Source organism: Laspinema palackyanum D2c, from assembly GCF_025370875.1.
Lineage (GTDB): Bacteria > Cyanobacteriota > Cyanobacteriia > Cyanobacteriales > Laspinemataceae > Laspinema > Laspinema palackyanum.
This window is the reverse complement of the sequence record NZ_JAMXFD010000031.1, coordinates 21958-40930: the sequence shown is the minus strand read 5'-3', so window position 1 is coordinate 40930 and position 18973 is coordinate 21958. Positions and strand designations below refer to the sequence as shown.

The 18973-nt window shown below is 47.7% G+C and carries 17 protein-coding genes; 8 read left to right on the top strand and 9 right to left on the bottom strand.

Annotated elements, in window-relative coordinates:
• The first annotated feature begins 169 nt into the window (after positions 1-169).
• Complete coding sequence (ileS, locus tag NG795_RS24610) at positions 170-3307, top strand: isoleucine--tRNA ligase (RefSeq protein ID WP_367291256.1); 3138 nt, start codon at positions 170-172, stop codon at positions 3305-3307.
• A gap of 101 nt (positions 3308-3408) precedes the next feature.
• Here ileS and NG795_RS24605 read toward each other — a convergent pair whose 3' ends face one another.
• Positions 3409-3642: a hypothetical protein gene (locus tag NG795_RS24605; protein ID WP_367291255.1), complete on the bottom strand. Its 234-nt coding sequence runs from the start codon at positions 3640-3642 to the stop codon at positions 3409-3411.
• Positions 3643-3752: 110 nt separating this feature from the next.
• Positions 3753-5105, bottom strand: a complete 1353-nt coding sequence (locus tag NG795_RS24600) for a GUN4 domain-containing protein (protein WP_367291254.1) — start codon at positions 5103-5105, stop codon at positions 3753-3755.
• A gap of 341 nt (positions 5106-5446) precedes the next feature.
• Here NG795_RS24600 and NG795_RS24595 point away from each other — a divergent pair, with 341 nt between their 5' ends.
• Positions 5447-6439 carry an RpnC/YadD family protein gene (locus NG795_RS24595; RefSeq protein ID WP_367291253.1) on the top strand — a complete coding sequence of 331 codons (993 nt, stop codon included), beginning with the start codon at positions 5447-5449 and terminating at the stop codon, positions 6437-6439.
• Positions 6440-6605: 166 nt separating this feature from the next.
• A complete protein-coding gene (locus tag NG795_RS24590; protein WP_367291252.1) occupies positions 6606-6926 on the top strand; it encodes a hypothetical protein in 321 nt (106 codons plus the stop codon).
• A gap of 281 nt (positions 6927-7207) precedes the next feature.
• On the opposite strand, the gene NG795_RS24585 is transcribed toward NG795_RS24590, so the two are convergent.
• Complete coding sequence (locus NG795_RS24585) at positions 7208-8185, bottom strand: serine/threonine protein kinase (RefSeq protein ID WP_367291251.1); 978 nt, start codon at positions 8183-8185, stop codon at positions 7208-7210.
• A 155-nt stretch (positions 8186-8340) separates the two neighbouring features.
• On the opposite strand from NG795_RS24585, the gene NG795_RS24580 reads away from it, so the two are divergent.
• The gene (locus NG795_RS24580) at positions 8341-8835 is read left to right on the top strand and encodes a DUF427 domain-containing protein (protein ID WP_367291250.1); all 495 of its coding nucleotides are present in this window, start codon (positions 8341-8343) and stop codon (positions 8833-8835) included.
• A gap of 89 nt (positions 8836-8924) precedes the next feature.
• Here NG795_RS24580 and NG795_RS24575 read toward each other — a convergent pair whose 3' ends face one another.
• Positions 8925-9482 (bottom strand): NUDIX hydrolase, encoded by a 558-nt coding sequence (locus NG795_RS24575; RefSeq protein ID WP_367291249.1) that lies wholly within the window; start codon positions 9480-9482, stop codon positions 8925-8927.
• Between the two features lie 37 nt (positions 9483-9519).
• Between NG795_RS24575 and NG795_RS24570 the strand changes: the two genes are divergently transcribed.
• On the top strand, positions 9520-10041 hold the full coding sequence (locus NG795_RS24570) for an O-acetyl-ADP-ribose deacetylase (protein WP_367291248.1): 522 nt from the start codon (positions 9520-9522) through the stop codon (positions 10039-10041).
• Positions 10042-10171: 130 nt separating this feature from the next.
• Here NG795_RS24570 and NG795_RS24565 read toward each other — a convergent pair whose 3' ends face one another.
• The gene (locus NG795_RS24565) at positions 10172-10831 is read right to left on the bottom strand and encodes a class I SAM-dependent methyltransferase (protein WP_367291247.1); all 660 of its coding nucleotides are present in this window, start codon (positions 10829-10831) and stop codon (positions 10172-10174) included.
• Between the two features lie 218 nt (positions 10832-11049).
• Here NG795_RS24565 and trxB point away from each other — a divergent pair, with 218 nt between their 5' ends.
• Positions 11050-12414, top strand: a complete 1365-nt coding sequence (gene trxB / locus NG795_RS24560; protein WP_367291246.1) for a thioredoxin-disulfide reductase — start codon at positions 11050-11052, stop codon at positions 12412-12414.
• A gap of 198 nt (positions 12415-12612) precedes the next feature.
• On the opposite strand, the gene NG795_RS24555 is transcribed toward trxB, so the two are convergent.
• From NG795_RS24555 to NG795_RS24545, 3 genes are all read right to left on the bottom strand, one after another.
• Positions 12613-13140 (bottom strand): hypothetical protein, encoded by a 528-nt coding sequence (locus NG795_RS24555; RefSeq protein ID WP_367291245.1) that lies wholly within the window; start codon positions 13138-13140, stop codon positions 12613-12615.
• Positions 13141-13485: 345 nt separating this feature from the next.
• The gene (locus tag NG795_RS24550) at positions 13486-14544 is read right to left on the bottom strand and encodes a fatty acid desaturase (protein ID WP_367291244.1); all 1059 of its coding nucleotides are present in this window, start codon (positions 14542-14544) and stop codon (positions 13486-13488) included.
• 406 nt (positions 14545-14950) lie between these two features.
• Positions 14951-15208 (bottom strand): hypothetical protein, encoded by a 258-nt coding sequence (locus NG795_RS24545; RefSeq protein ID WP_367291243.1) that lies wholly within the window; start codon positions 15206-15208, stop codon positions 14951-14953.
• Between the two features lie 269 nt (positions 15209-15477).
• Between NG795_RS24545 and thrC the strand changes: the two genes are divergently transcribed.
• Positions 15478-16605 (top strand): threonine synthase, encoded by a 1128-nt coding sequence (thrC, locus tag NG795_RS24540; RefSeq protein WP_436836085.1) that lies wholly within the window; start codon positions 15478-15480, stop codon positions 16603-16605.
• A 183-nt stretch (positions 16606-16788) separates the two neighbouring features.
• Here thrC and NG795_RS24535 read toward each other — a convergent pair whose 3' ends face one another.
• Positions 16789-17319, bottom strand: coding sequence for a hypothetical protein (locus NG795_RS24535; protein WP_367291242.1), 531 nt, complete (start codon positions 17317-17319; stop codon positions 16789-16791).
• 375 nt (positions 17320-17694) lie between these two features.
• Here NG795_RS24535 and NG795_RS24530 point away from each other — a divergent pair, with 375 nt between their 5' ends.
• Positions 17695-18693 carry a YihY/virulence factor BrkB family protein gene (locus tag NG795_RS24530; RefSeq protein ID WP_367291241.1) on the top strand — a complete coding sequence of 333 codons (999 nt, stop codon included), beginning with the start codon at positions 17695-17697 and terminating at the stop codon, positions 18691-18693.
• Positions 18694-18973: the final 280 nt, after the last annotated feature.

Sequence of the window (18973 nt, the reverse complement as noted above, 5' to 3'; positions counted from 1 at the left end):
TAGACGACTTTAGCTATTAGGCGGGGGATTTATCCCCCGCCGGATGTTGCCCAGCCGGATGTTGTCCCCGCCGGATGTTGCCGCTTCCCCCGGGAATAACATCCCAAAATTTACTGAAGCCCTGTTTATAATAAACTGAAAACCGTTCTATAATAATTAGGATTTGGCTGTGACCGAAGCAAAAACGTATAAAGATACCGTCAACCTGCCCAAAACCGGCTTTGACATGAGGGCCAACGCCGTCAAACGCGAACCCGAACTCCAGAAATTTTGGGCCGATCATCAAATCTATGAACGCCTGTCACAGAACAATCCTGGTGAGTTGTTCATCCTCCATGATGGGCCGCCCTACGCCAACGGGTCCCTCCACATGGGTCACGCCCTCAACAAAGTCCTGAAAGACATTATCAACAAGTATAAGTTACTGCGGGGACATCAAGTCCGCTATGTCCCCGGCTGGGACTGTCATGGCTTGCCGATCGAACTGAAAGTGCTACAAGCCATGAAATCCAAGGAACGTCAAAACCTGACGCCCTTAAAATTGCGCCAAAAAGCCCAAGAATTTGCCCTGAAAACCGTTGAAGAACAAAAAGAAAGCTTCAAACGGTATGGCGTCTGGGGAGACTGGGAAAATCCCTATCTCACCTTAAAACCCGAATACGAAGCCGCCCAAATTGCCGTGTTTGGGAAGATGGTCTTGAAAGGCTATATCTACCGAGGCCGGAAACCTGTGCATTGGAGTCCCAGTTCTCAAACCGCCCTCGCCGAAGCGGAATTAGAATATCCCGAAGGTCACACCTCGCGGAGTATCTATGCCGCATTCCATATCACAAAGTTAGCGGATGCCGCTGCCTCACTTCAACCCTACATGAAACAACTGTGGGTGGGAATCTGGACCACGACTCCTTGGACCATTCCTGGCAACTTAGCGGTGAGTGTGAACCCGCAACTCGACTATGCGATCGTCGAAACCGGACCGGACTATGAACCGGCATCCGGCAAATTCCTAATTGTCGCTGCGGAATTAGTCGATCGCCTCTCCGAAACCCTCGGAACACCACTGACAGTCCAAGCCAAAATCAAAGGCAAAGACTTAGAAGGATGTGAGTACAAACATCCCCTGTGCGATCGCACCAGTCCCGTCGTCATCGGCGGCGATTACGTCACCACCGAATCCGGGACCGGACTCGTACATACCGCCCCCGGACATGGTTTAGAAGATTACCAAGTCGGACAACGCTATGGCTTACCCATCTTAGCCCCCGTCGATGGCAACGGCAACTTTACCGAAGAAGCGGGAGAATTTGCCGGATTAAATGTCTTGGATGAAGGCAATGCCGCCGTCATCGAAGCCTTAAAAAAAGCCAAATCATTACTCAAAGAAGAACCCTACGTTCACAAATATCCCTACGATTGGCGCACCAAAAAACCCACCATCTTCCGGGCAACAGAACAATGGTTTGCCTCCGTGGATGGATTCCGCGACGAAGCCATGAAAGCCATTTCCGAAGTAAAATGGGTTCCCGCCCAAGGAGAAAATCGGATTGCGGCAATGGTATCAGAACGGTCCGATTGGTGTATCTCCCGCCAACGCAGTTGGGGCGTTCCCATCCCGGTCTTCTATGAAGAAGAAACCGGCGAACCTTTAATGACCGAAGAAACCATCGCTCATGTACAGGCCATTGTCGCCGAAAAAGGGTCTGATGCTTGGTGGGAATTACCCATCGAAGACCTCTTACCCGAACCCTATCGCAGCAACGGCAAAACCTACCGCAAAGGCACCGATACAATGGATGTCTGGTTTGATTCCGGTTCCTCCTGGGCCGCAGTCGTCGGGGGTCGCGAAGAATTGCGCTATCCCGCAGACCTCTATTTAGAAGGGTCTGACCAACATCGCGGCTGGTTCCAATCCAGCTTACTCACCAGCGTTGCCAATAATAGCATCGCCCCCTATAAAAGCGTGTTAACTCATGGATTTGTCCTGGATGAGAACAACCGCAAAATGAGCAAATCCCTGGGGAATGTCGTCGATCCGGCTATCATCATCAACGGCGGCAAAAACCAAAAAGAAGAACCCCCATACGGGGCAGATGTTCTCCGGTTGTGGGTTTCTTCCGTGGATTATTCTTCCGATGTTCCCATCGGAAAAAACATCCTCAAACAGCTATCGGATGTCTATCGAAAAATCCGCAACACTGCCCGATTCTTGTTGGGTAACTTAGATGATTTCGACCCAGCCAAAGATGCAGTTCCCTACGAAGAATTGCCGGAATTAGACCGCTATATGCTGCATCGGATGACGGAGATTTTTGCCGAAGTTACCGACGCCTTTGAGAGTTATCAATTCTTCCGCTTCTTCCAAACCGTGCAGAATTTCTGCGTGGTCGATTTGTCTAACTTCTACCTCGATATTGCCAAAGACCGCCTGTATATCAGTGCAGTCGATGCCAAACGGCGCAGAAGCTGCCAAACCGTGCTGGCGATCGCCCTAGAAAACCTTGCCAAAGCAGTCGCCCCCGTATTGTGCCATATCGCCGAAGATATCTGGCAAAATCTCCCCTATCCTACCCCCTACAACTCCGTCTTTGAAGCGGGTTGGGTCCAGGTAGAAGAACATTGGAAACAACCGGAACTCGCCAAAACCTGGCAAACCCTGCGCCAACTGCGCGGAGAAGTTAACCAAGTGCTAGAAAAGGCGCGTCAAGATAAGGCAGTCGGTTCCTCCCTAGAGGCGAAAGTCTTGTTATACGTTGAGGATATCCAACTGCGCCAAACATTACAGAAACTGAACCCAGCGCGATCGGTGGGAACCGTCGCCCCTGTCCCCAATCCCTGGTTGACTGTGGGATTCGTTGGGATTGCGATAGTCGCCTGGATTGTCTTAAGCGGCATTGTGGCTGGGATCGCCGCTTTTCCCTTGCTTCCGGCTTTACTGCAACTAATTGGCTTCGGATGGATTGTATGGTTTATCATCCGTTATTTCGTCCGCGACAATACCCGCAAAGAACTCAAAGATAAGATCACAAGGCTGCGTGAGTATATCTTCGGCGAAACCAAAACTATCGGCAACGGAGTAGACGAACTCCGGTATCTGTTCATCACCTCCCAAGTCGAAGTGCTAGACAACCCGCAACGACTGGAAGGGTTGAAATATACCGCACAAGTCAACGGATGGGGAATTGGGGTCGTGGATGCAGAAGGAGAGAAATGCGATCGCTGTTGGAACTACTCAACTCACGTCGGTGAATCCGAGGAAGATCCAACCATTTGCGATCGGTGTGTCGCCGCCTTAGCGGGTGAATTCTAAATCCAATCCCTATCAAGGTGTATTTGTAGGGGCGCAATGCTTGCGCCCTTGTAGGGGCGAATCGCGAATCGCCCCTACAGCAAACAGGCGATCGGGTAGAATCATTGCAGCAATTCCCAGTCACTCTCGGGAACACTATCCATAATGTTATTTGACAAAATTTGAACTTGTCCCGCCAAATCCGGGTGAGGAATTCTCCGTTTGATAGCAGGGTCTTGTGCACCATCAATCGCCCGAAAAATCACCTCAAATTGCTTGTTAGGCGGTAATTTGGGAATTGGTTTAAGATTTCCTAACCCATCGGTTTCTAAGATTAAACGTTCAGCCTGCATCATGAACTCCTTCTCATACCACGCCAAGCCCGCCAATTAATTGCTAACTGAGGACTAGAAAAATGGGCGGAAATAATTTGTAAGAATTTTTGAAAACGCCTACAGATTACAATTTACAAGTCTGGACGCGAGAGAATAAATATCGTTTCAAGCCTCAACCCGCTATATGGAAGAAGTCCTGGGGGTGACTGAGCTAGTGTAGCAAAAAGTTCCTCATAGTCCAACCATCTACCTTCCTTCGTTCGCCATCCGATGCGATCGGCCAGACGGGTTTCAGTTTCATAATCTGGTTCACCTCCGCATTCTTGCCAGATGCGCTTCTGAACCGAAAACCCAAAGCGGCCATTGCTGTATTCTAGCCAAAGGCTATCAATTTGGTGCAAATCTTCACAGGGGAATTGGTTGATAGAAGGCTTATCCAACCATTTCTGTTTTTCTCTCCTTGCCACTTGAAGCATCACTCGTGTAGTTTCTTCATCCGCCTCGCGCCATTTGCCTGCTTCCAGGAATTGCTGTAGTTTCTGATAGCGGGGGGAAACCTTCTGTTGAATGGGAGGTTGCAGCAGAGACAACCACTCACCCATCTCGCGCCATTTGCCTGCTTCCAGGAATTGCTGTAGTTTCTGATAGCGGGGGGAAACCTTCGTCGTCGGAACGGGAGTTTGCAGCAGAAACAACCACTCATCCATAGTTTGGGGTCGGTTTTGAGGCTTTAACTCCATTCCCTTTAACACGGCTTTGTTAACTGTATCGCTCAAACTCGGCACTAATTGTTTCGGTGGCACTAATTTTATATTTTCATAATTTCGGTCCAACGAACTGGCCGGACGTTCCCCCGTCAAGGCATAATATAAAGATGCGCTGAGGGTGTAAATATCCACAGTCGGTTCCCGAGACCCTTTCATCTGTTCTAAGGGTGCAAATGCTGGATTCCAGGAATGCTTAGAACTGACAGTAACCGGCATCATTTCTCCAGCAATTCCAAAATCAATCAGAACCGCTTGATCACCCCGAAACATAATATTTCCCGGATGAGCATCGCGATGGACTAATCCTGCCTCATGTACCCTCTGCAACGCCCCCCCAATCTGTTGAAAATATCTCACCGCTTCAGCTTCCGGTAACGGACCCTGACCTTGCACCCGGTGCCACAGACTCTCCCCAGGAATAAAATCCATCACCAGGCAGTGTGTATCCCCTTCTTCAAATAAGTCAAAAACTCGGACAATATGGGGATGGGGATTGGTGCAGAGTTTAGCAATCCGCTGTCCCTCTTTGATAAATCGGTCCACAAATTTAGGATATTCTGGGTCGAACTTCAGATGTTCGTTGGGGGTTTTGATGACAAAATCTTGGTCGAGTTTGAGGTGACGCGCTTGATAGGTAATGCCGAATCCCCCTTGTCCTAAAACCCGTTCGATGCGGTAATCTCGACTCTGCAATTGATATCCGTTCGACCAGACCATACCCGTTGTGGATAGAGAACAGGTTCTATTATGCCATAAAACAGTCCCCCACACCGCCTGTAGAGGCGATTCGCGAATCGGCCCTACAGGGCGTTAAATCGGATTTGTCCCCCAGTGGCAACAACCAACGGCCAATCGTTTAAACCCTAGCCCTCTCAAGGTGGGAAATTTCATCACAAAAAATCGTTGTTTCATGTAGGGGTTGGGTCTAATCACCCTCTTTAAACTCTCCTGTATTCCTGAAAATTATTGGATTAATTTTTTATAAAATTCTTTGATTAACTACCTAATAAACTCTTAATTTGTTGTATAATAGAACAAACCAAAACCAAGCATCTAGGATGGAATATGAATCCGTAAAAGCGGACTATGATGGCCCCTGGAAGGAAGCCCTCAACCTCTACTTTGAGCAATTCCTCAGCTTCTTCTTCCCCGACATTCATAGCCAAATCGACTGGAGTCAACCCTATCAGTCCCTAGACAAAGAACTCCTAGAACTAGGCCGCGACTCCGAGGTCGGCACTCAATTTCCCGACAAACTGTTTGAAGTTAAACTCATCACTGGCCAACTCCTGTGGATACTGATTCACGTTGAAATCCAGAGTCAGTATATTAAAGACTTCAATCAACGCATCTATCAGTACAACTACCGGGCCTTTGACCAATACAACAAACCCGTCGTCAGCATTGCCATTCTCGGGGATGATACCGCCTCATGGCGACCCACCGAATATGCTTATACCCTCGGGAGATATGAGCTTAAACTGAAATTTCCCACAGTCAAACTCCTAGACTACCAAACTCAGTGGGAACAGTTAGAATCAGAACAGAATCCCTTTGCGCTAATGGTCATGGCCCATTTAAAAACCCAGGCCACCAACCGCCAAATGGAAGAACGGAAACAGTGGAAATGGACCCTAATCCGTTCCCTGTTTGACCGAGGATATAGTCGAGAAGAAGTCGAGAACTTATTCCGGTTCATCGATCGCATGATGAGCTTACCGAAACAACTCGAACAACAATTAAGAACCCAACTCATTGAATATCGGGAGGAAAGACAAATGCCATTCATCAGTCCGATGGAAGAACTCATCCAAGAAGAAGCAATGGAACGCGGACTCCAACGAGGACTCGAACAGGGTACCTTGCGAAATCAGCGCGAGAATATCCTAGAGCTTTTGCAAGTCCGGTTTGGGGAAGTCCCTCAGTCCGTAGTAGAAGCGGTGAATCGTCTGGAGGAGATTCCGACTCTCAAACAGCTACATCGCCAAACCATTTCTGTGGGTTCCATAGCTGAATTTGAGCAACTCCTGAATCCCAGTACAGATAGCTAAGGTCGATTAACGCGATCGAATCAAACAAGTCCTAGGACCTTAGTTTAGTATTCAACGCAAGAGAGGTAAGAAATCGATTTCTTACCTCTCTTGGACTCCCAAATTCCTGTTTGACCGAGGATATAGTCGAGAGAAAGTCGAGAACTTATTCCGGTTCATCGATCGCATGATGAGCTTACCGAAACAACTCGAACAACAATTAAGAACCCAACTCATTGAATATCGGGAGGAAAGACAAATGCCATTCATCAGTCCGATGGAAGAACTCATCCAAGAAGAAGCAATGGAACGGGGAATACTAAAAACCCAACGGGAGAATATCCTAGACATTTTGCAAGTCCGGTTTGGGGAAGTCCCTCAGTCCGTGGTAGAAGAGGTGAATCGTCTGGAGGAGATTCCGACTCTAAAACAGCTACTTCGCCAAACCATTTCTGTGGGTTCCATAGCTGAATTTGAGCAACTCCTGAATGCCAGTACAGATAGCTAAGGTCGATTAACTCCATCGAATCAAACAATTCCGGGGAAGCCGGTACAGTATTAGATCCCCTAGGACCAGAAACCCGGTTTCTTCCCAAAACTGTGGGGAATTAGCAACAAATTAGGTGAGAAACCGGGTTTCTAACCTCTACTGTACCGGCGTCCTAGGACCTCTGTTTAGTATTCAATGCAAGAGAGGTAAGAAATAGATTTCTTACCTCTTGTAGGGGCGAGAAAGGGAATCACCCCTACCGTTTAAACCCCCGCCTGTTGTTGTTTACAATCCTGTTTTTAGGGTTGGATTGTTTCAGAGTTCGGGGTTTCGGGGTTCGATTGTGGTGCAGAATTGAAGTTTAAATAGGTCAATAATCCAATCATTAACGTTCCAATTGCCCCAATCGCAATGATGGCGTTGAACCATTCCATTGCATTCCAATTGGGTAGGGGAATCGATTTTTTAACGCCTAATAATTTTAACCATTCCTGCACGGTTTGGGTGCGATCGCCTCCATCGAGGGCCAGTCCTTTTAAGATGGCGTTGTTAGTGCGATCGCTGATTTGAGAATTAATCTTTTTGAGCGGAATTAATCCCACATCAGCATCTTTGCGTTTAATCGCACTCACCGGCACTTGTCCCGTCAGCAATTCATACAAAGTTGCCGCCAATCCATACACATCCGTATAAGTGCCGCACGGTCTCTTTTGAGAATACATTTCTAGGGCCGAATATCCCTCCGCACTATAGCGAGTCGTAGTCAAGGGATGGTCAAACGCCCTTGCTAATCCAAAATCAATTAACACCGCCTCGGCAGTCCCCCCGCGCAATACAATATTGTCCGGTTTAATATCCAGATGCAGTAACTGATGAGAATGCACCTCTATCAACGCCTCGCCAATTTGCTGAATATATTGCAAAGCTAACTTTTCTGGTAACTGCTTTTGGGCGCGACTGGCTAAATCCACTCCATCAATATATTCCATGAGAATACAGGGCACATCCCCTTTGTTCAAGAGTTCCTGAACCTGAACAATATGCCGATTATGACTGCACTTTGCCAGTTTCACCGCTTCATTCCAAAACTTGCACTCTAGGTCCTCAATTTCTGCTGGACTCAGTTGATGCAGCAAACTGTCATTGAGAGTTTTAATCGCGACAGCATTCCCATCGGCATCCTTCGCTTTATAAGTAATCCCAAACCGTCCTCTCCCCAGCACTTTCTCAATGGTATATCGGCCCCCTTGGATCGACTGCCCTACCGTTAAAGTCATGGCTGAACCCTCCCTTGACTTTTTCTTTGATTGTGACATAAAATTTTAAATTGGGCTAGGCATTGCCCAATCTGCCAGGAAAGACAAGGCGCTGACCTATCTTGCCTCGAACTCGGAATCATCTATAATTAACCCATCTTATCTCTTAAATCCTTATGCACCCACAACGAATTGAACCCGGTCCTGGACAAGAATCGGTTTGGGATTATCCCCGTCCTCCTCGGTTGGAAGAGGTTACCAAACATATCCAAATCATCTTTAATGGCGAAATTATTGCGGATACTCACCATGCCAATCGAGTCCTAGAAACTAGTCATCCTCCGGTCTATTATCTTCCGCCTGAAGATATTAAAATGGAATATCTCAGTCAAACGCCTCGGAGTAGTTTCTGCGAGTGGAAAGGGTCAGCGGGATATTACACGGTGACGGTTAAGGAAAAACAAGCGCCCAATTGTGCTTGGTTTTATCCGAGTCCAACTCCGGAATTTGAGGGCATTAAAGATTATGTGGCATTCTATCCAGAAGTGATGGATGTTTGCTATGTGGATGGGGAAGAAGTTCAACCTCAACCCGGTGGGTTTTATGGCGGGTGGATTACTTCGGATATTGTTGGACCTTTTAAGGGAATTCCTGGTAGTTGGGGTTGGTAGATTGCGAGGACCGACGGGGGTTTAAACCCCCGTCTAATCGCTAAAGTCGGATAAATCCGACTACGAATTTTGGGTTTATTTTTTAATTTTTATGGGGATAATTTTAAGTGATTTAAGGCTAAAAATACGGCGGCGACGCTTCCGGATACGCAGATTTCTCTTTGGGTGATTTTCTCTAAGATGGCATCAATGGGGACTAAAATGACTTCTATTTCTTCGGTAATATCTAAAATTTGCTGTCCTAAATTTTCGGCATCTTTGCCTAAAAAAATATGAATGGCATTGGTGTCTTTAACGGGATTATCATAGAGGGTGGCGAGTTTAATCAAGGTTGGGCAATGGTAACCTGTCTCTTCGGTCATTTCACGCGCTGCTGCTGCTTCTGCTTTCTCGGTTTCTGGATTGAATGCACCGGCAGGTAATTCTAACAATATTTCCCCGACTCCATGCCGGTATTGGCGCACAAATACGATTTCTTGCTGGGGGGTAACGGGAACGACTAAGGCAATATCTGGACGGACGTTCACGAAGAAATCATCGATAATTTTGCCGGTTGGCAGTTGGATTTCATCTTGGCGAACTTTGCACCATTGGTTGTCGAAGACTAGGCGCGATCGCAACTGTTTCCATTTCTTCAATTCTTTCATAAAATAAAACAAGTCTCTCTTTTACAAGAACCCTACCATGATGACGGATAAAATTACTGTAATCCAAGGCGATATTACTAAACAACAGGTGGATGCGATCGTCAATGCCGCCAATACCAGTCTATTAGGCGGAGGCGGTGTTGATGGTGCCATCCATCGGGCGGCCGGTTCCGGTTTATTGGCCGAATGTCGCACTCTGAACGGTTGTCAAACTGGTGAAGCTAAGATGACTCGCGGGTACAATCTCCCGGCAAAATATGTGATTCATACAGTTGGCCCTGTCTGGAAAGGGGGCAGGAATCATGAAGATGAATTGCTGGCAAGTTGTTATTATGAGAGTTTAAAGTTGGCGGAAAAACATCAGTTAAAAACTATCGCTTTTCCGGCCATTAGTACGGGAGTTTATGGTTTTCCAATGGAACGGGCTGCTGCGATCGCTGTGAAGACGGTGCAGCAATTTTTAAGCAAAACGACTGCGATTTCTGAGGTGCGATTTGTCTGTTTTAGCAATGAATCCTATCAGTGCCATTTAAGGGCGATCGCATCCCAAGAAACATAGTCAAAAACCATCCAATTGTTAACATAAAAACCCGCACCCTAAAGGGTGGGGCTATACGGACGAAGCCCGCCTGCGCGGGCTAATAGAGAAAACCGGCTTGAAACAAGGTTTAACCGACCCAATCAAATCCTTATTCTCTGTAGGCACGTTCTGCCGTCCAATGACGGTCCGAAGATGCATAAACCTTTACCCCGTCTAATCCCGCCATTCTTATCATTTCGTCAACCTCTTCTATCCTAAATGCAGCTATCAACGAATCCCGAAATAACTGGGTTTGATAGTCATCATATTCCGGTCCAATTCGGGCGACAATTTTATCTACGGTTTCTATATCCTTGGGTCGCATTAAATCTCGGATAAATATCCCGCCCTTGGGTTTTAAAACTCGTTTCAGTTCTCGGAAAAATGGCATCGGGTCCGGGAGATGATGGATGATGCTATTGGAAATGATTATATCAAATGTGCTATCGCCATAAGGCATCTGTTTTGCATCGATATACTCTAACTGGATTTGGTCTTGTACTCCCGCAGACTGTACATTTTCTTGTCCGACTTTTAACATATTGTGCGACAGGTCGATCGCCTTGATGTGCCACTGAGGACGACGCTGCACGATTAAAATGGGAATTCGCGCTGTACCCGTTCCCGCATCTAGGACTAAGGCGGACTCGGGACCAACTGCGATCGCACTCTCAGCAAAAGCTGTATTCACCTCCAGAAAATCCATCCTGTCATACGCCGTCGCATCTTCCCAACTATCCATCACTTCCGCTTCTAGCACTCGTTCCATTCTCTCACCTGCTGCTAAGACTTGATATTGCTATTTTAGGGTGGATTTGTCCTTGCACCCAGGGTTGCTAAACTCTTAACTATCAATTGTAAATTGTTAACTGCAATCAGCAATGAGGTCAAGAATCAAGGGGCGTAAAGTGACTTAGATCACTGATAATGATCAACAAGTCACTATAATAGATTTAAAGTGAAGTCGGTATGAGTTTGAATAAAGCGATGACAAATCCAGCAGTAGAAAACGTTGTGATTATCGGATCTGGCCCTGCCGGATTCACTGCCGCCATCTATGCGGGACGGGCGAATCTAAAACCCGTGGTTTTTGAAGGGTTTCAAATGGGGGGGATTCCTGGGGGTCAATTAATGACCACCACAGAAGTGGAGAATTTCCCTGGGTTTCCCGAAGGGATTACGGGACCGAAATTAATGGAACGGATGAAACTCCAGGCGCAACGCTGGGGGTCCGAATTGTACACGGAAGATGTGCAATCGGTGGATTTGACTCAGCGGCCCTTTGTGATCCGTTCAGAGGAACGAGAAGTCAAGGCCCATACCGTGATTATTGCTACAGGGGCCACGGCCAAACGCTTGGGATTATCGAGTGAACACCAGTTTTGGAGTCGAGGGGTCTCTGCCTGTGCGATTTGCGATGGGGCCAGTCCCATTTTTAAAGGGGTCTCATTAGCGGTGGTAGGTGGCGGAGACACTGCGGCGGAAGAAGCGGTGTATTTAACCAAATATGGGACTCATGTTCACCTGTTAGTCCGTCGGGAGGAAATGCGCGCCTCCAAAGCGATGCAAGACCGGGTTTTGAAGAATCCCAAAATTACGGTTCATTGGAATACGGAGACGGTGGATATCTTCGGAAATGATGACCGGATGGAGGGGATTAAAGTTAGAAATATCAAAACCGGAGAAGAAACCGATTTGCAGGTTCGCGGATTGTTTTATGCGATCGGTCATACTCCGAATACCCAACTCTTCAAAGGTCAACTGGAACTGGATGAACTCGGATATATTGTTACCAAACCGGGCAATGTCGAAACCAGCGTAGAAGGGGTTTATGCTGTCGGAGATGTCCAGGACCATGAGTTTCGCCAAGCGATTACCGCAGCGGGAACAGGTTGTATGGGGGCGATGTTAGCGGAACGGTGGTTATCGGTGAATGGGTTAGTTCAGGAGTTCCATCAAACGGAAGCATCGGAGAAAGCGCCGGAACCGGAAAAGGAACAAAAATCTGACACGGAAGAGAATTTCGACCCGGCGGCAACGCGCCATGTGGGCGGGTTTGCGTTGCGGAAGTTGTACCATGACAGCGATCGCCTGATTGTGGTTAAATATTCTGCCCCTACCTGTGGTCCTTGCCATACCTTGAAACCGATTCTGAGTAAAGTGATTGATGAATTTGATGGCAAGGTTCACTATGTCGAAATCGACATCGAAGCAGACCCAGAAATTGCAGATAATGCCGGAGTAACGGGAACACCAACGGTGCAGTTCTTTAAGGAAAAGGGCTTAGTGGATCAAATCCGGGGGGTCAAGCAAAAAAGTTTGTATCGAGAAATGATTCAAAACTATTTGTAAGGATTGAGTCAGAGGTTTGTTTTTGTGGGGTGGTTGATTGACTGCCCCACTTTAACGACTGAAGTCGGGACGTTGAACATGAGGGAACGACTGAAGTTGTTACTACGAACTAAGAGGAACGACTGAAGTCGTTATTACGAACATGAGGGAACGACTGAAGTCGGGACGTTGAACATGAGGGAACGACTCATGACAAATCTATCGCATCCATAAGCGGCGTTGCCATGCTTTTAAAAAGAGCAATACGGGAAACTGGTAATATTCAACCATTAGCCAGAGGACGATGGTGAGGTGGGCGACAAAAGTGGCGACGGTCCAAAAGGCGGGAACCCAACTTAAACTACTGCCGGGGACTGGGGGGAAAATATAGGCCCCGAGTCCGACTAAGAGGGTGGGGAGGGTAATGATGGCGATCGCAGCGATGCCAATTTCCCATCCGAATTCTACCCCTTCCCGAGGCAGTCCTTGCCATTGGCGACCATTCCAATGCCAGGTAATTGGTGGTAGACTATCAGCTAAACTGATGGCATTTTGGTCGAGGTTTGCGGTAAAAATGCGGCTGCAAAAGTTACAACCAAAGGCATCCATCATCGCCAGGTTAGAGAGTTCGCCATAGCGACAAACCGGACAACGATAAGCGCCGTAATAGCTTAACGGAATCGGTCCGGGTAGAGATTTGCGGTTTATTCTATCCTCTGGGTTGGTTCCGAAATGTTGCTGGGTCATGGTGTCCCTTTGAATGCTTGATGTGAAGGTAGCTTTATTTATAGTAAACAAATTGATGAGGGATAACGACTAATACTCCATACGGTATTTAAAGGTCTATCAAAACTTCTTGTAGGGACTTCGATGATTGCGCCCGTGGGGGCGCAATCATCGAAGCCCCTACAAATACAGCTCGTTTTTATAGACTTATCAGTACCATATTCCGTATAAAGTCTACAAAAACCCTCACCCTCAAGGGTGGGACCCAGGGGCGGGCGGCAGGAAAGCGTTTTCAAAAACAAAAAAGACGCGCAATAGGCGCGTCTTTAAGCTAAAATTCAGCGAGAAAATAGAGAATTCTCTCTATTACCGGCCGGCGTGATAATCTTTGAAGGATTTGTAACCGTTTTGCTCATCGTAGAGGTGACACTTATCGGTAATTTCCTTCATCAAAGACCAGGAAAACCGGCTTTTTTGAAGGTATTTGCCCCAATTTTGCTCCAGACTTTGATGCGCTTTCCGTAAGTTGTAAGACGGAATGGCGGTGGAGAGGTGATGGGGAATATGGACGTTAATATCGTGACAGAGGAATTCCACCCAGCGTGGGTAATCACAATGAACGGTCCCGTTTAATTGGGCTTTTGCTTCATACCAATCTTCGGGGAAAGCAAAGGAAATATTCGGGGTGGTATGGTGAACAATGGTGAAGGTGCTCATCCAGAAATGGTAGACCATCCAAGGCATCAGCCAAAATTTGACGAATCCCCAAATTCCGGTGGTGGCAATTAGGGTGGGGAAGGCGATCGCAGCAAATGCGATGACCACTAAGGCCGAAAATTTAACTTGTTCCCGTTTTTTGCCTTCATAACGCCACCAATCAAAGTGCAATCCAGCCCAGTGAACGATGGAACCCATCCACCAGAAGCGTCCCCGCAGGAACCGATAAAAGGTTTTCATAAAAGTGCTGAGATTTTCATAAACGTCCGGCAACCAAGGTTCCCAGGCATTATCTTCCAGCAGTTTATTCGTGTGTTTGTGGTGGTGATTGTGACCAATTCGCCAGCCATGAAACGGGTAAATTAAGGGCAGCATCATCACATGGCCGACCAAATCATTAACCCATTTGCGATTGGCAAAAGATCGGTGACCACAATCATGGGCAATCACAAAAAAACCCGTTAGGGCTGTTCCCGTATAGATCCACAGGATCGGCAACAAAAATGCGGGAGAAACGGCTAATGCCCAGTAGCCGAGGGCGACTAATAATACATTGATAATAACTCTAGTCCATGCTTTCCGCCGATTTTTGAGAAATACATCTTTCGGCAAGGTGCTCAAAATATCTCTCAGACGTAGAGAAGAGGGGAAGGAATCTGATTCCAGTGTTTGAGGGGTTACTTGAGGCTTTAATGTTGATGCTGTCATCTATTAAATCTAACTTCTTCGGTTGCTAATCGTATGAATCCCCCGATCGCCGCAGGATAAATTCCTGCTGACTCAAGGGGTGAGTAGCAGGGCCGTCTTGCGTGCAATCTGATGATTAATGAATGCCTGTTCAGGGCAAAATACAGACCACAAACTCCGTATCCCTGGGGTTTAGAAACCTGGCACGTCATAAAACTTTACCTTTTATAGCACATCTTGCGATGGCACAGCAGGAATTTTTAGATTCAGGATTTTTCCCTCACATTTTCCCTGGGGGGATTGACGAAAGACTTTTATTATGCAGTATCCCAGAATAGATGAAAAACGGGCAGGGGGTAGACTCACCGGGAACAGTGTGGAGGACACATAAGGGGGGTCCCACTGCCCCGGTCCGAGTGGGGCTGCCTTAATTTTGCGAAGAAGAAGCTGGAACGGAACTCTTTGGGTTGGATTGGTGCTGTTTCAGGGTTTGCAACTGTTGCAGCAGGTAGTCTGCTTCGGCGTGTAAGTGCAAAAACTTGACCTGCTGATCAGCCTGGTAGAGGGATTTGAGCATTTTAATCAGGCGATCGCCATTATTCTGGGAAGCATTAGAAGCGATCGCAACGCTAGAGGCACTCTGAACGGTTTCGGAGGTGGGTCGGCTCGAAATAACAGTGGGCATCAGTCGTTTTAAGTTTAGTAATTTTTACTTAGTCGAAGCACCTGGTTATTTTATCCCAACTCCAGAAAAAAAAAGCATCGAATTTATCAAAATCCCAAAATTTTGGTCATTGGTCCTTGGTCCTTGGGCCTTTTGTCCTTTGGATAGTTGAATACTCAGAACAAACCCCCAACCCCCAACCCATGACCAACGACCAGCGAACTTTTGACGAGTGGGCTACACTTAGATTAGACTGTAAGGCTATTTGAAGTCCCAAGAATTAACACACGGTGACCCTGAGTTATTCTCCCGTTCCCTCCCCAACTTCCGGTGCAACTCCAGCAGATGCCCCACTGCGGTCCTCATACTGGCCCGGTCTTATCGAGGCTTACCGGCAGTATCTGCCCGTCAGCGACCACACTCCAGTCGTTACCCTCCAAGAAGGTAACACTCCCCTGATTCCCGCCCCAGCGATCGCCGAGATCATCGGTAGACAGGTGCAAGTTTACGTCAAATATGACGGTCTCAATCCCACCGGCAGCTTTAAAGACCGGGGGATGACGATGGCTATTTCCAAAGCCAAAGAGGAAGGGGCCAAAGCTGTCATCTGTGCCAGTACCGGCAACACCTCCGCCTCCGCTGCTGCCTATGCTAGACGCGCCGGAATGCGGGCATTTGTCCTGATTCCCGATGGCTATGTCGCCCTAGGCAAACTCGCCCAAGCCTTACTCTATGGTGCAGAAGTCTTAGCTATTAAGGGAAATTTCGACAAAGCCCTAGAAATTGTCCGGGATATGGCCGAACAATATCCCGTTACCTTGGTCAACTCCGTCAATCCCTATCGCCTCGAAGGGCAGAAAACCGGGGCATTTGAGGTGGTGGATGCCTTGGGTAACGCCCCCGATTGGCTGTGCATTCCGGTGGGTAATGCAGGCAATATTTCCGCCTATTGGATGGGATTTTGTCAGTATCATCAAGCCGGTAAATGCGATCGCCTGCCGCAAATGATGGGCTTTCAAGCTGCCGGTGCAGCCCCCCTCGTCAACGGTCAACCTGTGGCAAATCCCGAAACCCTCGCCACCGCCATCCGCATCGGAAATCCGGCGAGTTGGGACAAGGCGATCGCCGCCCAAGAGTCCTCCGGAGGCAGTTTTAATGCCGTCACCGATGACGAAATTCTCGATGCCTATCGTCTTTTGGCTTCCCGGGAAGGGGTATTCTGCGAACCTGCCTCCGCTGCCTCGGTTGCGGGATTACTCAAGGTCAAAGACCAAGTACCCACCGGGGCCACCGTCGTTTGCGTCCTCACCGGCAATGGACTCAAAGACCCGGATACCGCGATTAAACATAGCAACAATCCCTTTAAACAAGGCATTGAACCGGAAATCGAAGCGGTAGCAAAAGTGATGGGATTTTAGGTTCTAGTCCTGTCAAGGTGTATTTGTAGGGGCGCAATAGGGGTTACTACAAACGGTTGTAATGACTCCTTCACCGAGTCATCGAAGAAATAACCCCTAAAGGGGTTACTACAAACGTTTGTACAGGTTTTCTAACACCTTGGGGAAAGGGGGTGCATCAAACCGATGCACCCTGTTGATGTTTTAGTCTTCAGTCTTGGGGTTTAATGCGGTGCCACTGACGAGACGGGCTAAGTCCAGATTTAGACCAGATTTCGTTCCCGGTTGGCCTTTTTTCAGGAGTTCCACCGTATCTCCGAGGGCGCTGGTTAAACTCTGGCGGGTTTGTTCATGACTGGCTTTTTCCGCTTCCAGGCATTCCGTCATCCGGGACAATTCTTGGGCGAGGCGATCGCGTTCCATTAAAGCTTCAATCAATTTTCCCTTCACTTCATCCAGTCCCATTCCGGCCAATTCTTGCAACAGTTCCGAGGGGGCGATTGCCCGAGGCAAAGAGGCGGGACCCGCTTGCAACTGTTCCAGTTCAGCCTTCAGGGTGGCGATCGCCTCCGTCAACTGTTCTACCTGGGTTCGCCGTTGCTGCCCTTCCGTCGTGTAAAGTCCCCGCCAGCGATCGGCACCCGCTTCTGCCGCATCCCGTTCTTTTTCCACACGAATGATTTCCTGTTTCAGGGATCTAATTTCTTCCAACCACTGCGAAACATTCTCCGACATTGGCAACTACTCCCAATCAATTTTCCACCGGACTACCCCAGGAGAAACCCAGTTTCTAGGGTTCGGCTGAGCTCTCTAATCATGACAAACTGACCCGGTTTTACAGAAACCCGGTTGATCTGCATCAGTCCTATTAAACTCTAGTTAAGCTTAAGAGTGTAAATTAAGATGGGTAGAGGTTTAGTTTTTTTCCAATCCAATCCCCTGGGATTTGCGATCGCCCAGGGATAGCAATCAGCCGAACTCAGCCCAAGCTGGGGTCAGGAATGGCATTTTAACCGCGTCATCTAACACAGAGGGAGCCACCGCGTCGTGAAGTTGCCCAAATTATCTCTCAGAAGTTTCCTCGTCCGGTTGAGAAGGATTGGGGTGCAGATGGGTCCCTCCTTTCAACCCCTGGTTCGGTTTTTGCAGTTCTTTTCCTATCTAAAATTTTCGACCCTGTGCGAAGTTGCCGATCGCGCCAGCCAACAGCGCTTAACGGGTTTATCCGCAGAAATGGCCTATCATGCGATGTTATCGCTGTTTCCCGCTATTCTAGCAGTCGTTGCTTCCATTGCTTTATTTGAAGGCTTACAAGCCACTTTGTTTAATCTAGCTAATCAACTGGCTGAGGTGATTCCCCTTGAAGTTTGGAACACGATTCGAGGGTTGATTCGAGAAATTCTCCAAAGTCGCAATCAGGAAGTGTTTTCCCTGGGGTTTGTCGCGACGCTTTGGGTTTTTTCTGGTGTCATGGGTGCGGCAATGGCAGCTTTGGATCAAATTCACCAAATTCCTCATAAACAAAGGCGGCCTTTTTGGAAGGCGAAACTGGTGGCGATCGGTCTGGCGATGGGGAGCATTATTCTGTTTATTGTCGCCTCGTTTTTAATTTTTATTAGTGACTGGGTAATTCAATTACTCGCTCGTCGCAGTTGTTTAATCGATTCGGGTCAAAATTGTTTATTTGAATCGGGGTTTCTCTGTCTGTTGCAACCCTTAGAGACTTGTCCTCTGGAAGGACGATTGTTAGAGGTGTGGCATTTTTGGAGTCGTCCCCTGACGTTACTGATTGTTTCGGTTGCCTTTGCCTTTATTTATCGGTTTGGTCCCTCCCACCGTCGGCGGGATACACCCCTGGTTCCCGGTGCTTTTATTGCGGCTATTTTATGGGCGATTATTTCCAGTTTATTTCGGCTTTATGTGGCGCATTTTGGAAATTATAACCGGACTTATGGGGCGGTAGGGACTATTATTATTTTGCTGTTATGGCTTTATTTAAGTTCATTGGTGACCCTTTTAGGCGCTCAACTTAATGTGACAGTTGGGGCGGCTATGCGTCGTGATCGGGCCATTTACTATCGGTTGAAAAATTCTGATTCGAGTCAGTAATTGTGGGTATTCTAGGGGGAGGGACGGGGGTATTGGTGAATTTAAACAGGGGGAACGACAGGAAGTCGTTACTACGAGCAATTAAGAACGACTGAAGTCGTTAATACGAACTAAGAGAACGACTAAAGTTCGTTTTTTTAGTCGGTTTTAACCGACTTTAGCTGTTAGGTTTAAACCCCCGCCGGTTGTCGTTACTACGAACGATTAAGAACGACTGAAGTCGTTAATACGAACTAAGAGAACGACTAAAGTTCGTTTTTTTAGTCGGTTTTAACCGACT

Bases quoted from the DNA above. Each gene is read 5' to 3' on its own strand.
- NG795_RS24550 (WP_367291244.1), bottom strand. From the start codon at position 14,544: ATGACAGCATCAACATTAAAGCCTCAAGTAACCCCTCAAACACTGGAA.
- NG795_RS24535 (WP_367291242.1), bottom strand. From the start codon at position 17,319: ATGTCGGAGAATGTTTCGCAGTGGTTGGAAGAAATTAGATCCCTGAAA.
- NG795_RS24580 (WP_367291250.1), top strand. From the start codon at position 8,341: ATGCACCCACAACGAATTGAACCCGGTCCTGGACAAGAATCGGTTTGG.
- trxB (WP_367291246.1), top strand. From the start codon at position 11,050: ATGACAAATCCAGCAGTAGAAAACGTTGTGATTATCGGATCTGGCCCT.
- NG795_RS24600 (WP_367291254.1), bottom strand. From the start codon at position 5,105: ATGGTCTGGTCGAACGGATATCAATTGCAGAGTCGAGATTACCGCATC.
- NG795_RS24590 (WP_367291252.1), top strand. From the start codon at position 6,606: ATGATGAGCTTACCGAAACAACTCGAACAACAATTAAGAACCCAACTC.
- NG795_RS24530 (WP_367291241.1), top strand. From the start codon at position 17,695: ATGGGTCCCTCCTTTCAACCCCTGGTTCGGTTTTTGCAGTTCTTTTCC.
- NG795_RS24555 (WP_367291245.1), bottom strand. From the start codon at position 13,140: ATGACCCAGCAACATTTCGGAACCAACCCAGAGGATAGAATAAACCGC.
- NG795_RS24565 (WP_367291247.1), bottom strand. From the start codon at position 10,831: ATGGAACGAGTGCTAGAAGCGGAAGTGATGGATAGTTGGGAAGATGCG.
- NG795_RS24575 (WP_367291249.1), bottom strand. From the start codon at position 9,482: ATGAAAGAATTGAAGAAATGGAAACAGTTGCGATCGCGCCTAGTCTTC.
- NG795_RS24605 (WP_367291255.1), bottom strand. From the start codon at position 3,642: ATGATGCAGGCTGAACGTTTAATCTTAGAAACCGATGGGTTAGGAAAT.
- NG795_RS24545 (WP_367291243.1), bottom strand. From the start codon at position 15,208: ATGCCCACTGTTATTTCGAGCCGACCCACCTCCGAAACCGTTCAGAGT.
- NG795_RS24585 (WP_367291251.1), bottom strand. From the start codon at position 8,185: ATGACTTTAACGGTAGGGCAGTCGATCCAAGGGGGCCGATATACCATT.
- NG795_RS24570 (WP_367291248.1), top strand. From the start codon at position 9,520: ATGATGACGGATAAAATTACTGTAATCCAAGGCGATATTACTAAACAA.
- NG795_RS24595 (WP_367291253.1), top strand. From the start codon at position 5,447: ATGGAATATGAATCCGTAAAAGCGGACTATGATGGCCCCTGGAAGGAA.